The sequence below is a fragment of the Microseira wollei NIES-4236 genome, from assembly GCF_020521235.1.
GTDB classification, from domain to species: domain Bacteria; phylum Cyanobacteriota; class Cyanobacteriia; order Cyanobacteriales; family Aerosakkonemataceae; genus Microseira; species Microseira wollei.
Map to the genome: position 1 here is coordinate 22,520 of NZ_BLAY01000004.1, position 25,441 is coordinate 47,960.

At 45.2% G+C, this 25,441-nt stretch carries 26 protein-coding genes; 12 read left to right on the top strand and 14 right to left on the bottom strand.

The features are described from left to right. Nucleotides 1-628: 628 nt before the first annotated feature. From MiSe_RS02390 to MiSe_RS02420, 7 genes are all read right to left on the bottom strand, one after another. The gene (locus tag MiSe_RS02390; protein WP_226574064.1) at nt 629-1,732 is read right to left on the bottom strand and encodes a saccharopine dehydrogenase family protein; all 1,104 of its coding nucleotides are present in this window, start codon (nt 1,730-1,732) and stop codon (nt 629-631) included. 80 nt (nt 1,733-1,812) lie between these two features. Continuing rightward, complete coding sequence (crtO, locus tag MiSe_RS02395) at nt 1,813-3,507, bottom strand: beta-carotene ketolase CrtO (protein ID WP_226574067.1); 1,695 nt, start codon at nt 3,505-3,507, stop codon at nt 1,813-1,815. 89 nt (nt 3,508-3,596) lie between these two features. Next, nucleotides 3,597-3,932: a hypothetical protein gene (locus MiSe_RS02400; protein ID WP_226574070.1), complete on the bottom strand. Its 336-nt coding sequence runs from the start codon at nt 3,930-3,932 to the stop codon at nt 3,597-3,599. Between the two features lie 19 nt (nt 3,933-3,951). Continuing rightward, nucleotides 3,952-4,155: a hypothetical protein gene (locus MiSe_RS02405; protein ID WP_226574073.1), complete on the bottom strand. Its 204-nt coding sequence runs from the start codon at nt 4,153-4,155 to the stop codon at nt 3,952-3,954. Nucleotides 4,156-4,203: 48 nt separating this feature from the next. Continuing rightward, nucleotides 4,204-4,698 (bottom strand): LmeA family phospholipid-binding protein, encoded by a 495-nt coding sequence (locus tag MiSe_RS02410; RefSeq protein WP_226574076.1) that lies wholly within the window; start codon nt 4,696-4,698, stop codon nt 4,204-4,206. 171 nt (nt 4,699-4,869) lie between these two features. Beyond that, on the bottom strand, nt 4,870-5,601 hold the full coding sequence (locus MiSe_RS02415) for an LmeA family phospholipid-binding protein (RefSeq protein WP_226574079.1): 732 nt from the start codon (nt 5,599-5,601) through the stop codon (nt 4,870-4,872). 364 nt (nt 5,602-5,965) lie between these two features. Continuing rightward, complete coding sequence (locus MiSe_RS02420) at nt 5,966-7,333, bottom strand: cytochrome P450 (protein WP_226574083.1); 1,368 nt, start codon at nt 7,331-7,333, stop codon at nt 5,966-5,968. 458 nt (nt 7,334-7,791) lie between these two features. Here MiSe_RS02420 and MiSe_RS02425 point away from each other — a divergent pair, with 458 nt between their 5' ends. Together MiSe_RS02425 and MiSe_RS02430 are read left to right on the top strand one after the other, a co-directional pair. Beyond that, nucleotides 7,792-8,010, top strand: coding sequence for a hypothetical protein (locus MiSe_RS02425; RefSeq protein WP_264196281.1), 219 nt, complete (start codon nt 7,792-7,794; stop codon nt 8,008-8,010). Next, entirely contained in the window at nt 7,943-9,151 is a 1,209-nt protein-coding gene (locus MiSe_RS02430; RefSeq protein ID WP_226574089.1) for an RNA-guided endonuclease InsQ/TnpB family protein, read from the top strand. Before MiSe_RS02425 ends, MiSe_RS02430 begins: the two co-directional genes overlap by 68 nt. On the opposite strand, the gene MiSe_RS02435 is transcribed toward MiSe_RS02430, so the two are convergent. Then, nucleotides 9,132-10,358, bottom strand: a complete 1,227-nt coding sequence (locus MiSe_RS02435) for a glycosyltransferase (RefSeq protein ID WP_226574092.1) — start codon at nt 10,356-10,358, stop codon at nt 9,132-9,134. The two genes, MiSe_RS02430 and MiSe_RS02435, sit on opposite strands and share 20 nt — an antisense overlap. Here MiSe_RS02435 and MiSe_RS02440 point away from each other — a divergent pair. Then, on the top strand, nt 10,350-10,490 hold the full coding sequence (locus tag MiSe_RS02440; protein ID WP_226574095.1) for a hypothetical protein: 141 nt from the start codon (nt 10,350-10,352) through the stop codon (nt 10,488-10,490). The two genes, MiSe_RS02435 and MiSe_RS02440, sit on opposite strands and share 9 nt — an antisense overlap. 167 nt (nt 10,491-10,657) lie before the next feature. On the opposite strand, the gene MiSe_RS02445 is transcribed toward MiSe_RS02440, so the two are convergent. From MiSe_RS02445 to MiSe_RS02455, 3 genes are all read right to left on the bottom strand, one after another. Beyond that, nucleotides 10,658-10,825, bottom strand: coding sequence for a hypothetical protein (locus MiSe_RS02445; RefSeq protein ID WP_226574111.1), 168 nt, complete (start codon nt 10,823-10,825; stop codon nt 10,658-10,660). A gap of 141 nt (nt 10,826-10,966) precedes the next feature. Then, on the bottom strand, nt 10,967-12,349 hold the full coding sequence (locus tag MiSe_RS02450) for a cytochrome P450 (protein ID WP_226574114.1): 1,383 nt from the start codon (nt 12,347-12,349) through the stop codon (nt 10,967-10,969). Between the two features lie 297 nt (nt 12,350-12,646). Further along, the gene (locus tag MiSe_RS02455; protein ID WP_226574117.1) at nt 12,647-12,850 is read right to left on the bottom strand and encodes a hypothetical protein; all 204 of its coding nucleotides are present in this window, start codon (nt 12,848-12,850) and stop codon (nt 12,647-12,649) included. A gap of 130 nt (nt 12,851-12,980) precedes the next feature. Here MiSe_RS02455 and MiSe_RS02460 point away from each other — a divergent pair, with 130 nt between their 5' ends. From MiSe_RS02460 to MiSe_RS02480, 5 genes are all read left to right on the top strand, one after another. After that, on the top strand, nt 12,981-15,218 hold the full coding sequence (locus tag MiSe_RS02460; RefSeq protein ID WP_226574133.1) for a phosphoketolase family protein: 2,238 nt from the start codon (nt 12,981-12,983) through the stop codon (nt 15,216-15,218). 12 nt (nt 15,219-15,230) lie between these two features. After that, nucleotides 15,231-15,947, top strand: a complete 717-nt coding sequence (locus MiSe_RS02465) for a hypothetical protein (RefSeq protein ID WP_226574135.1) — start codon at nt 15,231-15,233, stop codon at nt 15,945-15,947. Between the two features lie 178 nt (nt 15,948-16,125). After that, nucleotides 16,126-16,302, top strand: coding sequence for a BrnT family toxin (locus tag MiSe_RS52510; protein ID WP_373872739.1), 177 nt, complete (start codon nt 16,126-16,128; stop codon nt 16,300-16,302). Further along, entirely contained in the window at nt 16,271-16,465 is a 195-nt protein-coding gene (locus MiSe_RS02475; RefSeq protein WP_226574138.1) for a BrnA antitoxin family protein, read from the top strand. Before MiSe_RS52510 ends, MiSe_RS02475 begins: the two co-directional genes overlap by 32 nt. Nucleotides 16,466-16,715: 250 nt before the next feature. Beyond that, nucleotides 16,716-17,393 carry a ribonuclease H-like domain-containing protein gene (locus tag MiSe_RS02480; protein ID WP_226574151.1) on the top strand — a complete coding sequence of 226 codons (678 nt, stop codon included), beginning with the start codon at nt 16,716-16,718 and terminating at the stop codon, nt 17,391-17,393. A 97-nt stretch (nt 17,394-17,490) separates the two neighbouring features. Here MiSe_RS02480 and MiSe_RS02485 read toward each other — a convergent pair whose 3' ends face one another. Both MiSe_RS02485 and MiSe_RS02490 read right to left on the bottom strand, forming a co-directional pair. Further along, the gene (locus tag MiSe_RS02485) at nt 17,491-17,715 is read right to left on the bottom strand and encodes a DUF4926 domain-containing protein (protein ID WP_226574154.1); all 225 of its coding nucleotides are present in this window, start codon (nt 17,713-17,715) and stop codon (nt 17,491-17,493) included. Next, on the bottom strand, nt 17,712-18,059 hold the full coding sequence (locus tag MiSe_RS02490) for a DUF6883 domain-containing protein (RefSeq protein ID WP_226574156.1): 348 nt from the start codon (nt 18,057-18,059) through the stop codon (nt 17,712-17,714). Before MiSe_RS02490 ends, MiSe_RS02485 begins: the two co-directional genes overlap by 4 nt. A 412-nt stretch (nt 18,060-18,471) precedes the next feature. On the opposite strand from MiSe_RS02490, the gene MiSe_RS02495 reads away from it, so the two are divergent. Both MiSe_RS02495 and MiSe_RS02500 read left to right on the top strand, forming a co-directional pair. Then, a complete protein-coding gene (locus tag MiSe_RS02495; RefSeq protein WP_226574159.1) occupies nt 18,472-19,599 on the top strand; it encodes a Gfo/Idh/MocA family protein in 1,128 nt (375 codons plus the stop codon). A 33-nt stretch (nt 19,600-19,632) separates the two neighbouring features. Continuing rightward, nucleotides 19,633-20,745 carry a Gfo/Idh/MocA family protein gene (locus MiSe_RS02500; RefSeq protein ID WP_226574161.1) on the top strand — a complete coding sequence of 371 codons (1,113 nt, stop codon included), beginning with the start codon at nt 19,633-19,635 and terminating at the stop codon, nt 20,743-20,745. A 103-nt stretch (nt 20,746-20,848) separates the two neighbouring features. On the opposite strand, the gene MiSe_RS02505 is transcribed toward MiSe_RS02500, so the two are convergent. After that, nucleotides 20,849-22,060 carry a glycosyltransferase gene (locus tag MiSe_RS02505; RefSeq protein WP_226574166.1) on the bottom strand — a complete coding sequence of 404 codons (1,212 nt, stop codon included), beginning with the start codon at nt 22,058-22,060 and terminating at the stop codon, nt 20,849-20,851. A 906-nt stretch (nt 22,061-22,966) separates the two neighbouring features. On the opposite strand from MiSe_RS02505, the gene MiSe_RS02510 reads away from it, so the two are divergent. Both MiSe_RS02510 and MiSe_RS02515 read left to right on the top strand, forming a co-directional pair. Then, nucleotides 22,967-24,109 (top strand): glycosyltransferase family 2 protein, encoded by a 1,143-nt coding sequence (locus tag MiSe_RS02510; RefSeq protein WP_226574169.1) that lies wholly within the window; start codon nt 22,967-22,969, stop codon nt 24,107-24,109. Between the two features lie 11 nt (nt 24,110-24,120). Further along, nucleotides 24,121-25,344, top strand: a complete 1,224-nt coding sequence (locus tag MiSe_RS02515; protein WP_226574171.1) for a DegT/DnrJ/EryC1/StrS family aminotransferase — start codon at nt 24,121-24,123, stop codon at nt 25,342-25,344. Nucleotides 25,345-25,441: the final 97 nt, after the last annotated feature.

Consider the following 25,441-nt stretch of genomic DNA (forward strand, 5'->3'; position numbering starts at 1 on the left):
TGCCTTTGCGGTTGCTATAACACCCTTTATACCGCAGCCTGAAGGGTGCGGCTGTACAAACAAAGACCGCCTGCGCGGTCTATAGAAATGAGGGGCCAGAAAACATGCTGGCAACTAATCTCGAACTTGGCTGATGCACGAGTTAATTTTTGACTACTTTTATGGAGGTTTTATGCTTACTAAGCCTTTGGCAGTTCTATCGGCTTTGATAACAATTTCTTTGGGTGGAAGTTTATTGTTCGCCAAACCCTCTGAAGCTCATAGTAGCGGTTATTGCGGACACGGCACGGTGGTAACTCATTCGGCTCGAATTAGATATATCCGCTCACTGAATCGAGGGAATCAGCATTGGCATTATTATTTGCACAACCACAGACAAGGGCGTGACCATTACCAATGGAAACGTTGCCCATCCCATTAAAGCCATTGATCTAATTGACCAATAGATAACTCAAGTTGTTAGTTATCTCGTTATCAATAGCTAATGGCTAATAGCCGAAAAAATTTTTGAGCAATTAGCAGTTAGCCATTAGCAATTTCAGCAACCCAGTTTATAACTAGCAACTTTGAAGAAGGGCTATTAACAATAATTTGCGAGGCGTATTTGCTACGAATGCGCCTTATTTTTTTACAAAAAACAGCCCTGAATTTCTATGCCTCGACTTGGCATTACCTGTTCAAACAAATCGGTTGGCAATGCTTGTTCCACTGCCCAAACACCGGGTTTGTGCAGTTTTCCATCGAGGATTAACTCAGCCAGCGTACCCGTGCCGCAACCTGCTGCTGCGGCTGCATTTTCATGGACTAAAGTTGAGCAATAAATCGCCGGTTGACCGTTTTTAATCCCCGTGACTTCAGAGCGAATGGCGACGCCTATGCCGGTGAAGCGATCGCTTACTCCGGTCATCTTATAGCTAACATTGGCTAAAAACTCGATAACGGCAGAATTTTTCAACCAGCTAGCGGGCCAAGTTTTAGCCACCCACCAGGTAAGATAATTGTAAAAATCGGGAACCGAACCGAATTTAGTAATCACCGTTTTGACCGGAAACGTATCTGGAAGCGTAAAAGTTTCTGGCATATCGTACCAGTAAACGCCAGTTTTCCCGTAGGGGGGAGGGAAGGTAACCGTTTCGCGATCGCTATAAGGTTTTACCACCTGCCATTTGCTATCGATCCAACATTCAAAGGGATTTTGCAACCCCAAAAATGTCGTCCGCATCACCGTAATACCAGCACCCCCAGATCCGGATACCACATAACTTAAATGGATGCGATCCGCACTATCCAATTGCTCAACGTCGTGCCGCACCATACTATTAGAAATACCGGGGAAAATCCCCGTATTTACAATAGCCGTAACCCCGGCTTTTTCCGCCTCATATTGATAGTTTAGTGCCTTGACAGTAAAAGAGCGGTGGTCGCTGACATCGAGGTAGTTTACGCGATTTTCGATGCAAGTTTTGAGGACGCTAGCATCGCGGTAGTGAAATGGACCAGCACAGTGGATGACGATTTGGGATTGAGCGATCGCTTCTTGCAACAATTCCTTATCTGCCAAATCCAACGTCAGAAACTGTACTTGCGACCCCAGATTAGAACTGACCGCATTTCCGGTTACTGGGTTTCTCCCAGTAATCGTAATTTCTGCCTGTGTATGAGCGACCAAATCCGCCGCCACACTGCTGCCAATTCTGCCGCTTCCCCCAATAATTAAAACGCGATTTGTCATTGCTAATTGCTAATTGCTAATTGCTAATTGGTAATGGATAAAAAGTATTTTATTACCGATTACCCATTACCGATTACCGATTACATAATTCTAAACACCGATTCAACTGTGGATTTAATCGAATCGCGTGCATCCTTTAAAGTTTGGGCAATCGGTTGTTGCGCGTGCAAGAATACCCTAGCACAATTGCGTCCCGGCATTCCAGAAACCGAACCACCGGGGTGAGTTCCAGCACCCGTGAGGAACAGTCCATCAATCGGCGTTTTGTAATTAGCAATTTCCGGCAATGGACGGAAGAATACCATCTGATCGAGAGTCATATCGATGTGATAGTAATTTCCGTTATAAGCGCCTAAACGCGCTCCTAATTCTGCCGGACTTTCGACGCGACGCGCAAAGGTTGCCGTCTTCACGTTTGGCGCGTATTCTGCTAGTTTATCAATCACCCGATCGGCGACTTTATTTTTCAGTTCATCCGTCCAACCCGTGCCGTATTGACCCGTTCCTTCTAAACCAGCAATTCGATAAGGGGCAAAAAATTCGATCCAAACTGTATGTTTGCCATCGGGTGCCATCGATGGATCTAACATCGTCGGTTGCACTAGATACATCGAAGGATCTTCTAGTGGAATTTTACCAACAGATGGATCGCTGTGAGCAATTTCAACTTGCCGCACCGAGTCAGCAATTAACACCGAACCAATCAAATATTCATCTTTGTGTTCGTGATGTTCAAACCGTAACGGTTCGTTCATTGCTAAGTCGATTTTGAGGATCGTCTCGTTATTATTAACAATGCGACGATCTAACCGTTCCCGCAACTCTGGATCTGCTGCATCCACATCGCTTTCATCGATTAATTGCAAGAACAAGCGCCGCGCGTCGATATTAGAAATAACGCCTTTTGTGGCGCGGTATTCCGTGCCATTTGCCACCCGAACGCCGACAGCTTTTCCATTATCAACCAAGACGCGATCGACATGTTGGTCGGTGAGAACTTCTCCACCCAACCTTTTAATTAATCGCAGCAATGCTTCTACCAAAGCACCCGTCCCGCCTCTCGGTCTTGCCATACCGGGGTTGTGACGCATTGCCATCATAATTGCACCGATTCCCAGGGTTTTTTGCGAGGGAGGCGCGCCTAATTCAGAAGCTAACCTCGCCAGCGGTGCTTTGAGAAATTCTTCGTCAAACCACTCGTTCAGCATATCCTCGGCGCTGGTTAACATCGTGCGAACAAAGTCTAATGTTTTGTTCGGCGAACCGATGACCGAGAATAAATCTTTCAGCTTTTGAATGTCGTAATTGCCTGCAATATCGATAATCGATTTTGGCGGTGCGTTAAACATGGGAATCATTGCCCCTAACGCGCGCTGCCAGAATAGGGTGAATTCTTTGTATTTTTTGGCGTCCCGATCGCTGTAGCGGGCAATTTCCGCACAAGTTTTGTCCAGGTCGCGATGGGCTAGGAAATATTTTCCGTCTGGATGGGGACAAAAAACAACCGGGTCGCAGAAAAGATATTCTAATCCGTATTTTTCCAGTTCTAATTCTTCAACAACTGGTCCCAGGTGAATAAATTCGTGGTCGATGGCGCAGAGGTTGAATTTAAAACCCGGTGCTTCCTGCGGCATGATTTCCTCGGTTGTAGCTGCTCCACCGGGAACCGAACGTTTTTCTAGTAATAAAACGCTATATCCGGCTTTGAGTAAATAAGCGGCGCAGACTAAACCATTATGGCCTGCACCAATAATTACAACATCATAGGTTTGCATTTGTGTTGCTCCAGACGGTATTGTCTTTCCTCGATACTAAAAGGATAAATAAATGTAAAGAATCTGTCCAATTGTAGAGATTGTTACTTCTAAGTAGGTGGGTATAAATAAATTGAAAACTGGGCGGGCGGGACGCCCACCCCACAACAGAGTGAAACATCTTGTGGGGTAGGCATCCTGCCTGCCTCCCCCACCCCACAAGAGAGTGATATCATGTCCGGTTGAATACCCATAATTAGGACTGACGCACCGGAAGCTCCTGACGGGGAGACGCGGAGAGTTTTAATTATGAGTGAAAAGCCTGACATGATATGAAACATCTTGTGGGGGAGGCATCCTGCCTGCCTCCCCCACCCCACAAGAGAGTGAAACATCTTGTGGGGGAGGCATCCTGCCTGCCCAATATTTGGAATAACTATTTTCACTTTATTTACCTGCACCTACTTATAAAGAAGGTATTTGACGCATATAAGCTTCCACTTCCAGAGTTAAACTACCTTCTCCCACGACAAAATTCTTGATCCGAAAAGCCGATCCTTCATATTCAAAATAAGGTAAATTCATCAATTCCTTTGCCTTTTTCATCAAAGCATGAGCAAATTCGATTGAAATACCTTTTCCTTTGGTGCAGTAAAGCCCTTGCAGCAATATGGGATGTTCTTCGGTACGAGGTAATGCACTTGCAGTGAAGGCAATTTATTCACTTTTTACCTCACTTTGTATCAGGAATTCGCCGCTAAACATTATTTGGTTGTTACCGCGTAATTGCATTTCCATCTGTTGCGGTTTCAAAGTCACCAATCCATCATCCACATGCAAATCTATCGATGGCATCTTGCGGCGAACAAAGTCTGAATTCATCGCTCGGTTAAGATCGGCTTCTTTTAAGACAACGCGAATACTAGCATCGGTGGGGTGGTCTAATTCAACTTCGCCGCCAAAAAGAGAGCCTAAAACATCGATACCAATATTACTGGTATGCAGTTCCATTTCCTGCACGCGAATATCTTTTTGTACGACCAAACCTTGTCCCACAACCGAAACCGAATCCGCCTTTCCTTGAACCATTTTCAGCAAATCGGTGCGGACGTTTACATTAATTTCTTCGACTGCCTCAAGTTGGCTGGTTATTCCTATTTCCGCTGCTTGGGAAAGCGCTTGTTCTTCTATTTTTAGATTATTGTCTGGCATAATATTGATTTGAGATTTGAGATTTGAGATTTGAGATTTGAGATTTGAGATCTTAGATTTTAGATGTGGTCACCCCCCCCTTATCAAGGGGGGGCAGGGGGGGGATCGGATTTTGAATTAAAAGATTGCAGATTCAAATAAAATCTTAAATCTGCAATCTTAAATCTGACATTACGATGATGGGAACTGCGTCACCAAAGCTTCTGCTTGCAGCGTTAGCTTACCTGGTTGCACGTCTAAATGCTTCAGGCGCAGCGACATGCCTTGTAGTTCAAAGTTTCGCAGATCTAACAATTCGCTAGATTGCTCTAACAAAGCTTGGGTAAGTTCTGGGGAGATTTCTTCGCCTTCGGCGTATTGAACTTCTTCCAGGGATAGGCGATTTCCACCTTCGCGCATACGCGGTACAGCGGTAAAAGAAACTTGCTTAGTCTCGCCGGTTTCTTGCATAAAAACATCGGCTTTGAGAGCAAATTTTCCTTCACCAGGTAAGCGAAATTCCACCTGTTTTGTGTCAATGGTCATCGGTTTACCGTTGACATGTACCTTTTGGTTTTGCAGTTTTTCGCTGAGGAATTCTGAATTAAAGGCGCGGTCGATATCTGCTTCGGTTAAAACCACATAAGTTTCGGCTTCAGTGGGATGATTCAGTTCAATTTTGCCAAAGGCAGCGCTGAGGGGATTAATGGCAATATTATCGATATTTACCTTTAATTCTTCGGCGCGCAGGTCTTGTTGCATTACCAGACCTTTGCCTTCAATTGAAACTGATTCTAATTCGCCTTGAATTAGCTTAATCGGATTAGTCCGAATGTCTACATTCAGTTCTTCGACTTCATCCAATTGACTGGCTAATCCAATTTCTGCGGCTTTTGAGATCGCCTGCTCTCCTAAATCTGGCATAAGTGCGTTATCTGCCCTATAAATACGTTGCCCTGATTGTTACTGTAAGTTGTCTCATAGGGGCAGAGTATCCGTATAGCGACAGAATAAATTATTTGAGCGACAATCTATCTATCGAGGGGGGAATATGACGGCAGAAATTGGTAATACCAATAAAGAAACTCGGTTGCTTAAACAATACCTTCGCCAATTTTCTGCAACGCCCCCAGCCCCCAGGCTAAAGCCTGGGGCTACACAAACAAAGCCCACCTACGTGGGCTTGAAACCCACTAAGCCCGCGTAGGCGGGCTTTGTTTGTATAGCCGCACCCTTAAGGGTGCGGCTATTTTGGCGAAGGTATGCTCAAAGAAACCCGGTTTCTTTCTTAAACTTGCACCGGAATTTTGACTGCTTTTCGCTGACCTGTTACAACCATTTTGAGACTGGTAGGGGGCGCTAAAGTGACGCCACGGCGGACGGGACGAACGGGATGTTTATCAGCAAGTGCGAGTTCCCAGCGAGACAAAATAGTTGCGAGTACTAATTTCATTTCATATTGGGCAAATGCCATGCCGATACAGCGGCGATCGCTCCCACCAAAGGGAAAATATTCGTAAGGTGAAAATTGCCTTTCTAGAAAACGTTCGGGTTTGAAACGCTTTGGTTCGGGGTAGATATCTTCGCGATGGTGGGTTAAATAAACGCAGGGAGAAATCACCGTACCCGGTGCAAATTCATATCCCATTAGTTGGAAGGGGGATTTCACAATTCTAGGAAAAATCACCATTGCGACTGGGTAAATTCGCAGCGTTTCTTGGCAAACTGCGTTCAGGTAGGGCAGTTTGGTAATGGCATTGGGGTCTAACTCACCACCAAGGGTATCTAACTCTTTGAGCAGTTTGTCGCGAATTTCTGGTAAATTGTGAATCCAGTACAATGCCCAGGCTAGGGAAGAAGCAGTGGTTTCGTGACCGGCAAATAGCAGAGTCATCAATTCATCGCGCAACTCTTCATCGGTCATTGGCTGACCTTCTGCATCGCGAGCAGACATCAGCAATGTCAGAATATCAGTTCGAGATGGGTCTGGTTGCGCTCTGCGTTCCTCAATTTCGGCATAGAGTAGTTGGTCAATTTGTTGCTGTCTGCGGACAAAGTGTCCCCAAGGACTCCAAGCACCTAAATCTACCTGAAGCGACTGAAAAAACAGCAAGCTGGAACTGAGGGGAGAACTCACTGCATCTAGCAGCGATGTAAAAAGGTCTTTTAGTTGTTGGTAACGCTGCCCCTGGTGAATGCCAAATACAGCATTTAAAATTACCTGGAGGGAGATTTCTTGCATGGCAAAACGGACGGGGAAGGGTGAGCCGTTACGCTGCTGACCGATTAATTGTTCAGTCAGTTCACACATCAGCTTGCCGTAGGCTTTCATCCTTTCCCCGTGAAACGGAGGCGTCAACAGCTGGCGCTGGCGTTGGTGGCGTTCTCCATCCAGCAATACGATTGAGTTATTTCCCACAATCGGTTGTAAGATGTAATTGCCCGAACCAGATTCAAATAGTCTTGGATCTGCGGTCAAAACCTCCTGAATTGCTTTTGGGTTGCTCAATAGCACGTAAGGTGGAATATTGCCCCACCGCGCTGTAAAAATCTCACCGTAGCGCTCCGCAGAGGTTTCAAGGTAATTTAAGGGGTTAGCGATCCACTGGAGTAGCTGTATATATCGGGGCGTTGTTGGCCCAGGGGGTAGTTTCATCGGTTTTGTTAAAAATCGTTACTTTCCTGAAACTAACCTAGCAAACGTGGAGGTGCGATCGCTGTTTCAACGGCTGGTGAGGCAGGTGAAAAATCCTCTCTATCCGCCTTCTTGTTACTATGTTTGAGCCAAGACGGGCTTGCCTGTAGATATTGCCTGTTCGATAATATCGGCGGCGCGACTCACTCCCCCTGCTTGGCGAATGGCTTGTTGTAACCGAGCTGCGTTCTTTTTATAGAGTAGTCCGCGAAAACCCCGCGTCTTCAGACCGGGGTGACCGCGCGAGACTTCAGTCTCGCGAATTTGCCCTGACTAACAAATTTAAAGTTTAGTTTTTATTGCTTGAAACCCAACAATAGTCAGGGTAAGATTATCACAGAAACCAACTAGCCTCTTGACGCAAATTGCTGACAAATTACGTTTACAAATTGAGGCCAAACATTACCCAAAGCTCAAAGATGGAGCAATGGATAAACATGCTTAGGTGTCATTACAACTGGTGCTTGGGCGACAGAATTAGTCAATACAATCAGCAATTCATCCAGGGAGAGTACAGCGACCTAAGAACAAAAGCTCCTGCCAGTCCATTAACCTGTTTTGTCAGCAAGAATGGCGCTACAGGAGAACCGTGGAAAGGTACTGAAAATACCAAGAATCCTCGCCGCAGCGAGTCGTGATATTCAAATTACCGCATTACCGCAACTAAAAGTAGCTAGACCTTGGTATGCAGCGATTGATTCGACGGTACTGCAACAGAATGTCAAGCGCTTGGATATCGCATACAAGAACTTTTTTGAAGGCCGGGGTTTTCCCAAATTCAAAAATCGCAGCAACTTTACATCATTTACTTATGCAATGGGGGTGAAAACTCAAGGGAGTAAGATTTATTTACCCAAGTTGGGATGGATGCGATTTTACAACTCCAGACCTGTTCCAAGCGGTTTTACAATTAAAGTGGCGACAATCCGCCAACGCCAAGATGGATGGTATGTATCGCTCTTGATCGAGGATAAAACCGTACCAGACATAGTTACTAAATCTTTAACCGAAGTCAGATGTGTGATCGGATGTGACTTGGGAATTACCAAGTTGGTACATCTTTCTGATGGATATCAATTTCCCAATCCTAAGTTTGGCAACAATAAGAAAGCCAGACACTTACTAAAGACGAGACAGCGACGAGTTAATCGTAAGGTTAAAGGCAGCAATCAACAAAAAAAGGCACGCCATTTGGTAGGACGCCTGCATAAAAAGATTGCGGATAAGCGACAAGCTTATCAATGGTGGGTAGCAAAAACTATTGTTTCCCGACGAGTGGATGCTATTGCCTTGGAAGATTTAAACGTATCCGGCATGTTGCGTCGATGTCGGGTGAAGAAAGATGAAGAAAACGGGAGGTTTTTACCAAACGGACAATCCAGAAAAGTTGGATTAAATCGCGCTATCTCTGATGCTGCTTGGAATGAATTAATCTTAAAGATCGAGTATCTCGCTGCGAAGCAAGGAAAGATCGCCATCAAGATTAATCCAAAACATTCCAGCACGGAATGCAGAAATTGCGGACATGTTGACCGCAGCAACCGCGATGGTGAAAAGTTCATCTGTTCGGCTTGTGGATTTTTTGCTCACGCTGATATTTCTGCTGCGAAAACTATCAGAGACAGAGCATTAGAAGTGGTACGCCGGGACTCGACGGAACCTGCGGGTAAAACCGCTAAACGCCCGAAACATCGTAAGGAGAAATCACCACGTCGTAGCGACAAAGGTGGTGAGCCTGGGAACCTTGTTACCAAGGATATTAAGACCGTAATGTCTTAAGAATCCCCGTGCCTTCAGGCCGGGGAGTGTCAAAAGAGTCTTCTTTTAGCACTTGCTTGATGGCACTTTGGAGTGCGGGAACGTTTAAGCGTTTCAAAGGCATCACTTCTCCGACACCAATTCTGGCAAGACGAGCAGCGATTCCAGGTTGTTCGTTTGTAATTGGAATCGCTACGATAGGCACGCCGCTGCTTAATGCCCCCAGTATGGTATTCATGCCAGCATGGGTGATAATCAGCCTGGAGCGTTCAATTAATTGCTGGTGGGGTGCAAACGGAACCACTAGCGGCTCTCCGGGTAGCTTTAAGTCTGATGCCTGAATGTTTGGATTTCCCAAAGAGATTACCAGTTGCACGTCCAATCCGATGCAAGCCTCAGCAATAGTATGAAAAATTTCCCATTTCCGGTTTTGTAAAGTCCCCAGAGAAGCGTAAATCAGAGGTTGACCCGTCAATTTTTCAAACGGAAAAGAAAGAGATGGGAAAGAAACGGGTTCTAAACCAGATGAATCTTGAAACGGCCCGGTGTAATGGAAGCACCGAGATAAACCAACTCGCGGGAAATCAAACTCTACTGGGATCTGGCAGATTTGAGCCAGTTGGGAGTAACCATTCTCGCGGCTGGAATAGGGGGGTAAATTCCATTGCTGGCGCTGCCGGACAACTATATCCCAAACGGGTTGCGTAACGCGGTTGATCAGCAAGTTCCCCGCTTGGTTACGCAGACGCGCCCACCATGCTTGGCTGTAACTCCAATGGGTAAAAAATGGGGGAACTCCAGCTTCCTGGTTCAGCAACAGCGCATTACAGACGGTGATGTAGGGAAGATTGAGGAAATCAGCAACCGTTCCACCTGCACGGGTGACCTGATCGATTAGCAACGCTTCCACACCGGCAGCTTTAACGGCTTCTGGCAATTCGCCGAAAAGCATGGCTGTTTCTTGTTGGATCAAACTGACTGTAAATTTCAACCCAGCCAGTCCGCTCATTTCACCCAACTGTTTATATTTTTGCTCCAAGGTTCCGGCAGGAAATGCATCTTTTCCAATCGTCGAGAAGTTTAATCCCGATTTCATCACCTTTGGTTGAATGTCGGGTATCCCAAATAGGGTGACGCAATGACCGCGTTTTTGTAATTCTCGACCCAAGACGCACATCGGGTTGAGGTGACCGATTGCTGGAGGACAGATGATACCAAAATGGGTCATAAGCAACTCGCCACCATGAAACTTCCGGTTAGGGAACAGCGTACCAAAAAGGGGCGCGATCGCGCTTACTTTAGTTATGTGCAACAGCGCGATCTCCACTCTGCTAGCCTGAGCTTCAACCAGTTGGGTTGAGGCACAAAACCCAACCTGCGAGCCTAGCGATCGCTCTCCCTATTTCCTCTCCCTAATTATTTAGCTCCAGGCGTAGGTTGGGTTTCGTACCTCAACCCAACCTGCGAGTGTTGGGTTTCACTGCGTTCAACCCAACCTACAGTTCCTGGAACAATAATAACGACAGCTTAAATGCCTCCCACGATCCCTTGAGCGTTAGTAACAACAGCTTCGACGTTAGTAACAACAGCTTCGACGTTAGTAACGACAGCTTCAACCTTGGTAACGACAGCTTCGACGTTGGTAACGACAGCTTCGACGTTGGTAACGACAGATTGAGACTTAATAGAATACACTTGATTTTTCGTAAATTAATAGCCCGTGTAGACGGGCCTTAGTTTGTATAGCGGCACCCTTAAGGGTGCCGCTATACAAACTAAGGCCACAAGAGCTGTATTCCACCAAGTCGCAAACCGCTATAATCTGCTACCTGAGCTTCAACCAGAAACGGCCTCAAGAGTTCGCGACTTCACGGGACGCTCACCTTTTACCACCATCTGAATGCTACGATTCGGTGCTGAAACCAAACCCCGCCGTGTCGGTAGAATTTCGCGATGGTCAGCAAGTTCCAGTTCATAACGCGAGAGTATTTTAGCCAGTGCCACTTTCATTTCAAATAAGGCAAAGGCATAACCAATGCACCGCCTCGCACCACCGCCAAAAGGCAAGTACTCATAAGGTGAATATTGCCGTTCTAGGAAGCGTTCTGGCTTAAATTGTTTGGGTTCTGGATATAAATCTTCCCGCTGGTGAGTTGAATAAATTGAACCCATCAAGATCGTACCCGGTTCGATGTCGTAACCGCCTAGCTTAACAGGCACTTTCGGCACTCTTGGGAAGGTTAGCATCCCAACCGGATAAATCCGCAATGTTTCGCTGCAAACAGCATTGAGATAGGGCAATTTGAAAATAGCGCCTGGGTCTGGATTATCGCCCAAACTATCGAGTTCTTGCAGTAATTTTTCCCGTACCGATGGTAGTTTGTGAATCCAGTACAATGCCCAAGCGATCGCAGTGGCTGTAGTTTCGTGACCTGCGGTTAACAGCGTCATCAACTCATCGCGCAATTCCTCATCGGTCATCGGTTCTCCCGCTTCATCCCGCGCAGACATCAGCAAGCTAAGGATATCTGTGCGCGAGGAATCGGGTTGCGCCCGACGTTGTCGCATTTCCTCGTAAAGCAGATTGTCAGTTTCCTGCTGACGGCGCAGAAATTTTCCCCAAGGAGTCAGCGGCCCTAAATCTCTTTGCAAAGCTGGAAAATAAAGCATGGCGGCGCTGAAGGGAGAACTCATCTCATCCATCATTGCAGTCAGAAGATGCTCGATCTTTTCGCCTCGCGAGTCTTCATTCAGACCAAACACGGCTTTCATCATCACCCGCAGGGTAATCGCTTGGGTCGAGGTGCGGACGCAGAAAGGTAAGCCTTTCTGCCACTGGTTCATCACTTGTTCGGTAACATCCCCAATCACCTCGCCGTAGGTTCGCATCCTTTCGCCGTGAAACGGAGGCATGATCAACTGGCGCTGGCGACGGTGGCGATCGCCACTCAACCCAATCACCGATTGTTTCCCCAGCAAGGGTTCCATAATCTTGTTCGACTCGCCGGGGGCTTCAAATTGCTTGGTGTCCCCTGTCAAAATTTCTTGCAGCGCTTGGGGGTTGCTAACAAATACTACAGGCATCAAGCCCGTGGCGACCCGTGCGGTGAAGATATCGCCGTAGCGTTTGGCACATTCTTCCATAAACTGCATCGGGCGCGCGATCCACTGGATCATTTGTAGCATTGCTGGCGTTTTCGGGCCGGGTGGTAGTTTCATGGCGTCTGTTTGGGGCTAAGTCTCTTTGTTTGAACTGGCAAAAGTTTAAGTTTTGTTTAGATCTGTTTTAATTGAAATCTTACCCTTTTGTCATCACTTGCCTGGGTGGGACACTAGAACAATTGCCAATTTCAAATACAGGACTTACGCAAAAAAACTTTGGTGAAATCGATTAATCTGGGGTTGAGAGGGTCGAGGTTCAGCCTCAACCGGGTTTTTGGCCCCGCGTGCGTAAGTCCTGTAGAAGCTGAATTTCGCAAAAAAACAAAGGTGATAGGAAAAATCGTGGCTTTAAAACTAAATATCGCCGCAAGAAACCGGGTTTCTAGGAAAAATCGTGGCTTTAAAACTAAATATCGCCGCAAGAAACCGGGTTTCTAGGCTCGTCCTGCGTAAGTCCTGAAATAGAAGCTGAATTTCCATCTCAAATTCCGCCCGATCGCCTTTGTCACGAGAAGCCAAATCAACGGCGGGATTTTTATATACCACAAAATTGCACATTTTCAGCTTTTCCTTAATTTATCTTTGTATTACTTATCAATCATCAACTTTTGCAACATAAAAGTTGTAAAATTTTTGTTAAATCAATCGAGCAGCTACGGTTCTCTAGAGAGAGATTAAGGTAATAAGCATGACAGCAACAACACCAAAGGCAACGTCGGCGACTCCGAATTTTTGCGAGGGAATTCAGTATTTTGGTGAAGCGATCGCGGACTTTGAGACTTACGGGAAAACACCGGCAATTGGGGAGGGGAGTGTAGCGATCGCCGACCCCACCGATGCGGCTGCCGTTTACCAAACTTTACTTTATGCCGACGCCTTGCGCTATTTGACGCTGCAAGTTACGGGAAGTAAAGCATCTGGACACCCAGGGGGTTTTGCTTCGCAAGCGGAAGCTTACGCGGCGTTGGTCATGCTGGGTTACAAGAACATTATTACGGAAGTGGGACACCACGCGCCCGGATTTTATAGTGCCATGTTCTTGGATCGGTCGCTAGAGGACATGGGGATAAATACGGTGCAACAGTTGCGCGATCGCTTCCGGGAAAAACACGGACTCTTAGGACACCTCTCTGGCTACATTCCCGGTATTCTCGCACCCGCAGGCCCCCTGGGACAAGGGGAACACTTCGCAATGGCAGCTGCTTTACTCCACAAAGATAAGTTATTCCCCTTCACCGTCGGCGATGGGGGTTTGGGCGAACCTTACATTATGAGCGGTATGGCACACTTCCACACCGCCTATCCGGGAGTGACAAATTTTTTACCCGTATTGGTTTGGAATGGATATTCCCAGGAACACCACAGCATGGTGTCGCTCAAAACCAACGAACAAATGATGGCATACTGGCACGGTAACGGGTTTGAAGAAGTCGTGTTAGTTGATGCCAAAGATTTCGACGACCAAAATCAACCCGGAGATTACGTCGATAGTACTGCTTTTTCTTTCCAACAACGACTTGCTTTTACTAAAGCAGTTCTTGTAGGAATTGATGAAGCCGCTCGTTCTGCCCTCAGCGGTAAGTTAACCGCATTTATTATTAAACAACTCAAAGGCGCGGGTGTCCACGCACGGGGAGCAAAATCCCACAACCTTTATGCCAAAGATACCCTCGATAGTCCCCACATGATCGGCGCTTTGAAAACCCGTGCATTACCTCCAGAAGCTTGGCAATTAGTGCGGACAAATTGCGAACGCGCCGGTGGTGGACCAGCGGCGAAAACCGTCGTGACAGAATTTGAATTACCCTTGCCAGAATTAGGCGAATTGCCTTTAGAAGAATATGCCGTTGGCGAAGAACATCCCAAAGTTTCTACCACAGCAATGGGGCGTTTAGTGGCACATGTAGGACAAACCGATAAAAACTATTTAGTCACCAATGCCGACGGTAACGAAGCATCTGGAATTGCCAATATTAACCAAGCGCTGAAGATTATCCACCCGACAACTGATGACTTGTACAACCAAGCACCAGGCGGACAAGTTTACGAACCTTTGAGCGAAGATGCTTGTGCGGGGTTAGCAGCAGGTTTGGCGTTAATGGGTAGCCGCACTTTGTGGTGTTCTTACGAATCTTTTGCGATCAACGGGTTACCAATTTGGCAAACGGTAACGCAAGCAATGGCAGAATTGCGCCGTCCTACTCCGTCTACAATTACTTTATTTACAGCCGGGGCATTGGAACAAGGGCGCAACGGATGGACCCACCAACGTCCGGAAATTGAAGCTTATTTCGCGGCGATGATGCGGAATGGAAATGTATTTCCTTTATTCCCACCCGATGCAAATAGCATTCAAGTTTGTTACGAATGGGGTTTGACAACTAAGAATAAGGGAGTTGTGATTACTGCTAGCAAATCTCCCCTGCCAATTCACACTACTTTTGAACAAACTCGCCAAGCATTGCGCGACGGGGCCGTAATTTTGCAAGAAATCGATCCGCCACAACCGAATGGTGGAGTTGGCAAGAAAGTTGTATTTGCCGTGATTGGCGATATGACACTGCTGCCAGTATTTGAAGCTGCCGCTTATCTGGAAACAGAAGAGATTGGCGTGCGAATTGTTTCTGTTGTCAATCCTCGGCGCTTATATCGTCCCAGCGATGTAGCTTGGGATACTTGTTCCGAACCCGATGGCGGCTTTTTAGACGATGCTAAATTCGCCGAATTATTTGATGGCGATGCGCTAATTTGCGTCACGGGTGGCGCTGCTGGGATGCTGGAACCTATCATGTTGCGGAGTACTTGCAAGCGCGATACTTTCGCTTGGAAGCGCGGGGAAACTACTGCCAGTGCTGGTGAATTAATGGCGTTTAATGGATTAACTGCTGAGGCGTTGACCAAACGCGCAATTGAGTTAGTGCATTAAGATGGAAGTAATGTGATATTAGCCCCCGCTTGGGTTTTTCCTAAGTGGGGGCTGGATAAATTTTCGGAGTATGCAGCTATGCGACGCGATCTAGAGGGTTTGGCAATTACTAAAAAAGACCTAAAACGCTTGACTGGTGTATCTGTTGATGAAATGAAATTATCTGTAAAGTATAAATATGTAATAATTTTGTCTGTTATTGTTTTGTTAGCTTTTCTAGTTTTTAGTTTAATTCTCGCTTTTCAAATAAATACAACCATTTTTGCCTGTTGGTTATTGATAGTGATAAGTTTATTAAGTAAACTAAATTCATCTGGTGTAGAAAGAAATATGTTAAAGATTTTATTGACCAAAAAGCCAAGCGAACATCTAGTAAATATTTTGAAAGAGGTAGAGAGGTATAATGCGATCGTTAAGGCTATAGATATTAAGGATAGGCTAGAAGAAGCTGGAAACCCAGCGATTGGTTTAAGTAACAGAAAACAAGTAATTGAAGCTCTTGAAATTACCAGATCTGATTTAGTCAGGGGGTTAAAAACAGAAAGAATTCTTAGAGAAAACAAAAGCTTTATTGAGAGTAATCCAGAAATGTTTGCCAACAACTTAATAGCTTTGACAGCTTTGCAAGTCAGCGATCAAGCTAGCGAACATGGACAAATTCTGGATGAAGCATTGCAAATAGCGGTAAGCGTACAAAGGGAAATGAGGAAGTTAGAGAGTCAGCGTTAAAACTAACAGTAGGGTGTTGAGGCGCATTAGACAAGTGCATCTCGGAGCGGGGAAAAAGGAGATATAATTGTAGTTGGAAATATTTGATTTAATCTGACTGGATAGGATTGTTGAGAAACTCGCTCGCAAGCATGTCCAAGAGCAAGAGGTAAGAGAAGTTTTTAACAATTCTCCAACTATCCGATTTGTTGAAAAAGGAACCCGCAAAAATGAAAATGTTTATGCTGCATTGGGTCAAACTGATTCGGGACGGTACTTAATTGTTTACTTTATATATAAGCCAGATAAAAACGCCTTAATATTATCTGCGAGGGACATGGACAATGCCGAACGAAAAAGATACCGAAATAACTAGAAGCTCGATTTCCAATGCTACATCTTATGAGGAAATAGGAGAGTTTTGGGATGAGCATAGTCTGGATGAGTATTGGGAGCAAACTTATCCGGTTGAATTTACAATTAATCTTGGCCCTAAATCGAAGGTGACATATTACGGCATTGATAAAAGTTTATCGTAAAAAATCAGTGCTGTCGCAGAACGTAGAGGTATGTCTGCTGAAAATCTTTTGAATTTGTGGGTGGAGGAGAAACTACAAGATGAGGTGGTTTGAATGGCAGGGATTTTGTAGCTACAAAACGCCAAAAGCTACAACCGCAAATATACGTGGATAACTCGTATCTATTGGTGTTTATCTGTGTATATTTGCGGTTTTTATTCTTATTGTAAATGGTGTACGCTAGCCTGAGCTTTTATCCTGATAATTTTATATGTATAAGCTAGAAGTTAAACTAGACGGTAAATTCGTCAACAATTTTTATAATGGCTCTGTTTACGATATAGTTTTCCTCGCTCTAGAATTCTGGCTGGATTATGTAAAGGGAAAGGCAGTCCGAAGGATATATGGTTATACTATTACTCGTATTCTTAGATCCAGTAAGCAGCAGTATATAAAAATTCATTTTTTAGAATCTGAAATTGAAGAGAAGACTCTGGTTAAGCAGATTCTGAAAGACTTTTACAGATTGAAGGATAAAATTTTTGTTGGGTTTAACATAAAGGGCAGCGATCTGCCTACTTTGAAAAGTAGATTAAAGCCAATGAATATATACTCAAATCCAATTGAAATCCAACTATTCGATCTCAGAGATTGCGTCCAGTATACTCAAACAAAAGGTTTAAATGGTTTGTTTAAATCCTTGGGAATAGAAGTCAAGAAAAAAATCGATGGGAGTTACTTCCGCCGCAATCCTAAAAGAGTATTTTTCCGAAAACAGGGTTGGATAGAAATTTTATTAAATATGTTTGAGTATTGCCTGGAAGATGCCGCAGGTTATTTTGAAATTGTGTCCAAGTGGAAGATAAAATGTCCGGTAGTAACTAAAGACATGATTAAAAGTGAATTATTAAGTTACTCTATTCAAGAGGCAGAGTCAGCCTTAAATTAATCAAAGGCTGTTAACCGCACAGGGAGATGGGTGAAGGGAATGGTTTTGGGGAGAGCGATCGCTCTTTTATCCGTCAGATTTATTGTAAGCTCGCGCACTAATTCATCACCCGCGCATGAGCAATTTCCCTGGTACTAATAGGACGGACTTGATCGCTGTAAAGAGAAACAATTGCCACAGTTTCACCATCCAACGTCATAAACTCAACCTCATATCCTTGTCCCCCCTGATGTACCAAAACAACTGTACCTATATCACCTGACTCTAAACTGTACTCTGCAAGATTAGTTGTAAGAATTACCCTATCGAGTTCTTGAATCATTGTTCTCTCCGTTTCAGTGGATATGCAGTAGCAAACTTAGGAATAATTTCACCTGTTTCAACAAACCAAACAGAACGAATTAAAGGGTTTCTACTATCTGGTGTCAGCAGAGATCCTTCCACAACATAGCGAGTTCCGAAAGGTGAATCTTCAACCTTAGTAACATCATGGAAGGCGACATGGCGTAGTAAAGCATTTTTCAGAGTCTCCCAATCATCTAGTGAAAAACCAAATGCGGTAAAAAACTTTTCCTTGCTGCGTCCGTCGGGGTGGGTAGGCGACAGTAGATAGTCTGTAATCTTTTGTTGTGGCACAACTGCCAGTTCATAATTCGGCAGTTTCAATCAGTCTCTCCTACAGTCTTAGCTCTAGTTTATCTCCATTTTACCGTTAGGCGTGTAAGACGATACAATACGGCTTTAGCCACGCTGCGCGAACGCATTCGTGGAATACAACTGGAAAACTGGATTTTGCCTTAAAATCATGGAAGTTTGGGACAGCGCGATTGCTCTGTTATCCGTCAGAGTTATTGTAAGCTCGCGCATTAATTCATCAACCGTGCATTCTCAGCAATGTTCGTCCTACCAAATAGAGGAAATAATCAAAGAAATTGAGGGAAGAATTAATTAAAATTAACATGCTGTGCCAGCGCTAGGGGATGCGCTCCGATTCAGAAATCGCCAATTAAACAACCGAATTTACCAAAGCTTGTTACAATGAATGCATTTGAGTGGTGTCCTAACCGAAGGAGTGTTGATGCGTATTGCGATAGTTGGCTGCGGCTTTGTTGCTGACTATTACCTGAAAACGCTGCCAAACCATCCGCAGCTAAAGTTAGCGGGAGTAATGGATCGCAATAGCGATCGCGCCTCTAAGTTTTCCGCTTACCATTCGGTTCCCGTCTACGATTCCTTAGAACAACTGCTGGAAGATGGCAGCGTTGATATTGTATTAAACTTAACAAATCCCAGGAGCCACTTTTCCGTATCTAAAGCTTGCTTGGAAGCAGGTAAGCACGTCTATTCCGAAAAGCCTCTGGCGATGGAATTTTCCGAGGCAGAGGAACTCGTCAACTTGGCAGAGCAACGGGGATTGCTGATTGCTTCAGCACCATGCAGCATCCTGAGCGAAACAGCTCAGACAATTTGGCAGGCGCTGCGAGAAAATGTCGTGGGAAAAGTTCGACTCGTTTATGCCGAAATGGACGACGGACTCGTTCACCGAATGCGTTACAAAGAATGGATCAGCGAATCGGGTATTCCTTGGCCATATAAGGATGAATTTGAAGTCGGTTGTACCTTAGAACATGCGGGTTATTACGTCACTTGGCTGACTGCATTCTTTGGACCGGCAGAAACAGTTACGGCTTTCTCATCCTGCTTGATTCCAGATAAGGAAACCGATGTACCCTTAGAGGTTAATGCTCCGGATTTTTCCGTTGCTTGCATTAAGTTTGCATCAGGAATAGTGGCAAGATTGACGTGCAGTATCGTTGCTCCCCACGACCATGGGTTGAAGATTATCGGCGATGAAGGAATACTGGGAATCGATGATTGCTGGTACTATGGCGATCCGGTTTACATTAAGCGGATGCTCACCATACGGCGGAAAACTTTTATCACCCCGTGGAAGCAAAAATATCCCCTGGTGAGAAAACCGCCCAAATTTGGATATAAGGGGTCCCAACAAATGGACTTTTGTAGAGGTGTGGCAGAAATGGCAGAAGCGATCGCTCAAAAACGCCCCTGTAGGCTTTCCCCTAGATATTCCCTGCACAACAATGAAATAGTGCTGGCAATTCAAAACGCTCTCGAAACAGGCGCGCCTTACAAACTTTCATCGTCTTTTGACCCGATTGCGCCCATGCCTTGGGCAAAATCTTAATTTAATTCACCTCATAATTTGGCGATTCAGGCTATGGTATCTACCTCAAAAATTATTCGCTGGGGAATTCTGGGCACGGGCAAAATTGCTAGAGATTTTGCCCAAGGACTAAAGTTTTTGCCAGATGCTCAATTGCTAGCAGTGGGATCGCGAACATTATCCACAGCTCAAGAGTTTTCCCGCCAATTGAACGTACCAAAAGCATACGGCAGCTATGAAGACTTAGTTAAAGACCCAGAAATTGATGTTGTTTATATCGCGACACCCCAAATCAGGCATAAACAAGACAGCATCCTCTGTTTAGAAGCAGGCAAAGCCATCCTTTGCGAAAAACCCTTTACAATTAATGCCCAAGAAGCTCGCGAAGTCATTACTCTTGCTCGCCAAAAGCAATTGTTTTGCATGGAAGCAATGTGGATGCGCTTCATGCCTTTAATCCAAAAAGTTCGCGAGCTAATTAATAGCGGGGAAATTGGCGAAGTTACCACGTTAACGGCTGACTTTGGCTATGGTGTCGAGTTCGATCCAAACAACCGCTTGTTCAATTTAAAATCAGGCGGAGGCGCTTTGCTGGATCGCGGTATCTATCCGCTTTCTTTAGCCTTTTTCCTATTCGGTTTTACCGATAAAATTGTCAGTCAAGCGACGATTGGCGAAACAAGCGTCGATGAACAATGCGCGATGGTTTTAAGCTACTCCAAAGGACAGATCGCCATCCTTTCTGCAAATCTGCGTGCCACAACTTCCAACGAAGCGATCGTTAGTGGAACTCACGGACAAATCCGGATTCACGCCCCATTTTACCGTCCGCATCAAATATCGATTGCCAAGTTTTCCCCTGCTGCTTTATTTACTGCAAAATCAGCCAATTCCAGTTTCAAGCAAAAAATTATATCTTCTGCCAAAGAAAATCCTTTTGTGCAGCGTTTGTATCTGCAATTTGGCAGTTATCTCAAGCAACCGAAAAAAATCGTGCAACCCCCCGAAGGGAATGGCTATAACTACGAAGCGGCGGAGGTGATGCGTTGTCTTGTCAGCGGTGAAAAGGAAAGTAAAATTATGCCGCTTGACGAGACATTAAGCATTATGGAAACGATGGATGCGATTCGCCGTCAGTGGAATTTGCCATATCCACAAGAATTTTAGATTTGTGACAAAGAGCGCAGGTTGGGTCATTGCCAACGAAACCCAACCTACTAGAAAATTATTACCAATTAGCAATTAGCAATTAGCAATTAGCAATTAGCAATTAGCCATTTTCCAGATAAGTCTGAAATAGGTTGAGCAATTTGCTTGCTTCTTGAGCTGCATCATGATACAGTGCCACAGATTCAGCACCGGAAGTGCCCATTTTTGCTAATTCTTCGACAGGTGTCTGCAATACTGTACGCATAGCTGCGGCTAAGGCAGAAGCAGATCCGGAAGGGACTAACCAGCCGCATTTTCCAGGTTCAACTAATTCTGGAATACCGGCAATATACGTACCGATAACGGGACGAGAAAGTGCCAGCGCTTCCATGACTACAACTGGCAAACCTTCGGCAAAACTGGGAAGCACCATTACTTGAGCAGCCAAAATTTGTTGCTGAACTTGTGCATTAGTTGCCCAACCTGTAATTTCGATATAGTCTTCTAGATGCATCTGTGAAATTAAGGTTTCAATCTCGTTTCGCAGGGGGCCATCGCCGACAAGAATGACCTTAAACTTGAATCCCTCAGCAGCTAATTGGCTGACGGCTTCGATCAAGATTAGGTGACCTTTTTGTTCGCCTAAACGGCCGACGCAAACAAATCGCGGTTGGTTTGGCAGGGGGACGTAAGGTTGAGATAAAAACATTTTGTCTACACCGCAGCGAATCACGTGAATTTTTGACCACTGCTTGTAGTCGCACCAGCGAAATAGCTGGCTTTTGCCATAGGAACAAACGGCGGCGACAAAGGCGGCGCGTTTAATTTTTTCCGGTAAAGCGAGCGCTTCCGGTTTATCAAATTCGTGGGGACCGTGGACTGTAAAGCTGTATTGGGGACCTCCCATCAAGTTGCACAGCATGGCAACGGTGGTGCCGTTGGTGGCGAAGTGTGCGTGGACATGTTCGATCCCCAAATCCAACAGCCATTGCAGCAAAACGCAGGCTTCCAGCAAGTAAATCAGATTGATTAAAACGCCTCGATCCGATCCCCAGCCGATTTTGACGGTTAACTGTAGCGCCTTCCACCAACGCAGCGGTCGCCCAAACGCAACGCGAAGTAAACCTAGGAGCAAACCAAACGCCCCCACCCCCAGAATATACCGAGTTTTTTCTGGCTCTTGCTTATCCGCTTCATCAGCTAGATCTTTGTCTGGAAGGCGAATGGAAAACCGGGCGACTGGAATTCCAGCCGCTTCAATTGCTGCTATTTCTCTGCGGATGAAAGTACAGCTGGGGTAAGGATGCTGACTCATTAGATAAGCAATTTTCATGTCGTTGGTGCAATCTGTTGATTACAGTTCTAGATATCAAGTGATATTCTAGTTGGCTCGGTTGACATCCTGCCCAAGAAAGCTGACGCGCTCTCTTGGGGATTCCCGTCATCACTGACGGGGTTTCCTGGCTGTTACCCGGTTGGGTTTCTCCATCCCAGCAGTGGAGTGTCTTATCCTTTTAGCGATCAATAATACTTGCCACTGGGATCGCGTTGACGCCATGCTGCGCCAACCCATCACCGGATTACACCTGGAAAACTCGACTTTATCTGAGGGATGAAGAAGCTTCGCTAACCTTTGCGAATGAATCTCAGGAGTTACGCAAGGGCGTTGCCAGAAACCCGGTTTCGACCGTCGTTCGCGAAGCGGAAGGGAGGCATATCTCTCGCCACCAAACCAACGATTTTTCCTAGAAACCGGGAACTTGCGCGTAAGTCCTGAATCTAATATAAAAAATTTTTTCAGCTCAATAAAATTACGGAGTTTACGCCATCGCCTACGGCAAGCTATCCTTCGGGAATTCATTCGCACCAAGGCGATAGTTTCTCCGTAACTCCCTCTTTTATCCGAAGAATTACATATACTATATGTTAGTTACAAACACGGTTTTCCTTACTGCATCTTGGCTCAGTAACTTTAGATAAAAAACATCTAATTTTTACCTAAAATTTATAGCAAAAGTTATTAAAAAAGCGAAAATTTACGCAGTTAGAGTTATGGTGTTATGGAAGATACTCAAAGAGTAACTATCCTAGCTCCAGAATAAACAGGTTTCTCAAACCCAAGAAAACCTGAAAAAGCTCTATGAGGAATGTTTGTTTGACTTGTTTAAGCTAAATGTGAATTTAACCATGGCTTCTACAAACAATTTTAACAATTACCACAAAAGCGATTGTCGTAAAGATGATAGAAGAAACTAACCATAAGTTTATAACTGACTCTAAGATTGCAGAAGTCACCCAATCGTTTAAGCTCAACGATCCGACCCAAGAACAAAAGTATAGACCGCTGGTTTCATTAATTGTTCCTGCTTACAACGAAGCGGCGATTGTTGAGAAAAATTTAGCTATACTCTGCGATTACATGACATCCCTGGAAGGTGAATACCGCTGGGAGATGCTGGTGATTAATGACGGGAGTAAAGATGATACTGGCGAAAAAGCTGAGGCTTTTGCTAGAACTAGAGAGAACGTTATGGTTTTGCACCATATCGTTAACTTTGGTTTGGGTCAAGCTTTAAAATTAGCCTTCAATCACAGCCGAGGCGATTATGTTATAACGGTGGATATAGACCTGAGTTATTCTGTCGATCACATCGAAAGACTTCTGACTAAAATCAAAGAAACAGGAGCAAAAATTGTGATTGCTTCCCCTTATATGAAAGGGGGAAAAGTCTCAAACGTTCCCTGGATGAGGAAAGTTTTGAGCGTTTGGGCTAATAGATTTTTGTCCGCTACTTCCCACGGCGACTTGACGACATTGACCGGCTTGGTAAGAGTTTATGACGGCAAGTTTGTGAGGTCGCTAAACTTGCGGGCGATGAGTATGGATATTAACCCGGAGGTGATCTACAAAGCCAGGATGTTACGCGCCCGAATAGAAGAGATACCGGCGCATTTATGCTGGACCGATCAGAAAGCAGTAAAAGTAGCCAAGAAGAAAAAGGCAAAACGCCGCTCAAGTATGAGAATCTTGCGACAGATTTGGGCGGTTGGTTTTTTAGGATTTATTTTCAGACCAGTGATGTTTTTCTTCATACCTGGGTTGCTGCTTTTCCTGCTTTCTATGTACGCTAATATTTGGGTGCTGATTCATTGCTTTATGCAATATGAAATCCTGGCAAAATACACTAATTTTACCTACCTGACTGAAGCAGTTGCGGCTGCATTTTACCAAGCTCCCCATGCGTTTGTAATTGGCGGAATCACCTTGATTCTGGCGATTCAGTTAATCAGTCTAGGCATCCTAGCTATGCAAAGCAAGAGCTACTTTGAAGAGATTTTTTACTTGGGTAGTTCTATTTACAGAGCGAATCAGGAAAAATAGGAGAAAAACCAATGATCAATTCAGTTTTGAGCGAAAAAAAGCTGTTAACATTGCCTTCGGATCAAGAAGCTTCTGGTCGCACGCTGGGGGCGGAAGAAATTGCCCTAATAACTGAGGCGATACAAAGCGGAACTCTGACTAGCACGAAAGGGAATTTTGTTAAAAATTTAGAAAAGTTATTTGCCGAATTGGTGGGGGTTAAACGCGCTTATGGTTGTGCGTCGGGATCGGCAGCAGTTCACGTAGCGATCGCAGCGATCGATCCGGAACCAGGTGATGAAATTATCACCACTTCAATCACCGATATGGGGGCGCTAACGCCAATCATTTATCAGGGTGCAATTCCAGTATTTGCCGATGTCGATCCCAAAACTTGGAACGTGACGGCGGAAACAATTGAACCGTGCATTAGCGATCGCACCAAAGCCATCATCGTCACCCATCTGTTTGGCAATCCCTGCAACATGACCGAGATAATGGAATTAGCGCGATCGCGTAATATTCCCGTTATCGAAGACTGCGCCCAAGCTTACGGTGCCAAACATAACGGACAACACGTTGGTAGCATTGGCGACATCGGTTGTTTCAGCTTACAACAAGGCAAGCATATTACCACGGGCGAAGGTGGATTAGTTACCACAAACAACGACGCCTTAGCACGCCGGATGTACCTATTTATTAACAAAGCTTGGGGATACGGCGATCCCAACCCAGACCACTATTTCTTAGCCTTGAATTATCGCATGTGCGAATTACAAGGAGCCGTCGCAGTAGGACAATTATCCAAATTAGAATCCGTCGTACACAGTCGCGTTACCAGCGCCAACAAACTGACGGAAAAATTACAAGGAATAGCGGGAATTACTACGCCTTGGGTTGACCCGCGAAATATCCACACTTACTGGAAATATTGTCTGAGCGTGGATGGTAATATTATCCCCAACGGCCCCGTCGGAATGGCGCAAAAATTGAAAACCAAAGGCATTTTCTCCGCGCCGCGATACATTCAAAAACCCGCATTCATGTGCGAAATTTTCCAAAAACAAAATACCTTTGGAAAATCGCGTTTCCCCTTCACATTAGCGCGTCCCGAAGCCGTGGATTATAGCCGCGAGCGCTTCACGGGAACCTACGCCGGATTAGAAAGCGTTTTAGTCCTGCCTTGGAACGAACGCTACACCGACGAACACATCGACTATATCGCCGACTCAATTCGCGAAGCAGTTGCCGAATAGGGCAATTTTAGATTTTAGATTGCAGATTGCAGATTGCAGATTCAGAGGCTAGAAACCGGGTTTATGAGTAGATCTCTGGTTTCCAAATCGAAGATTT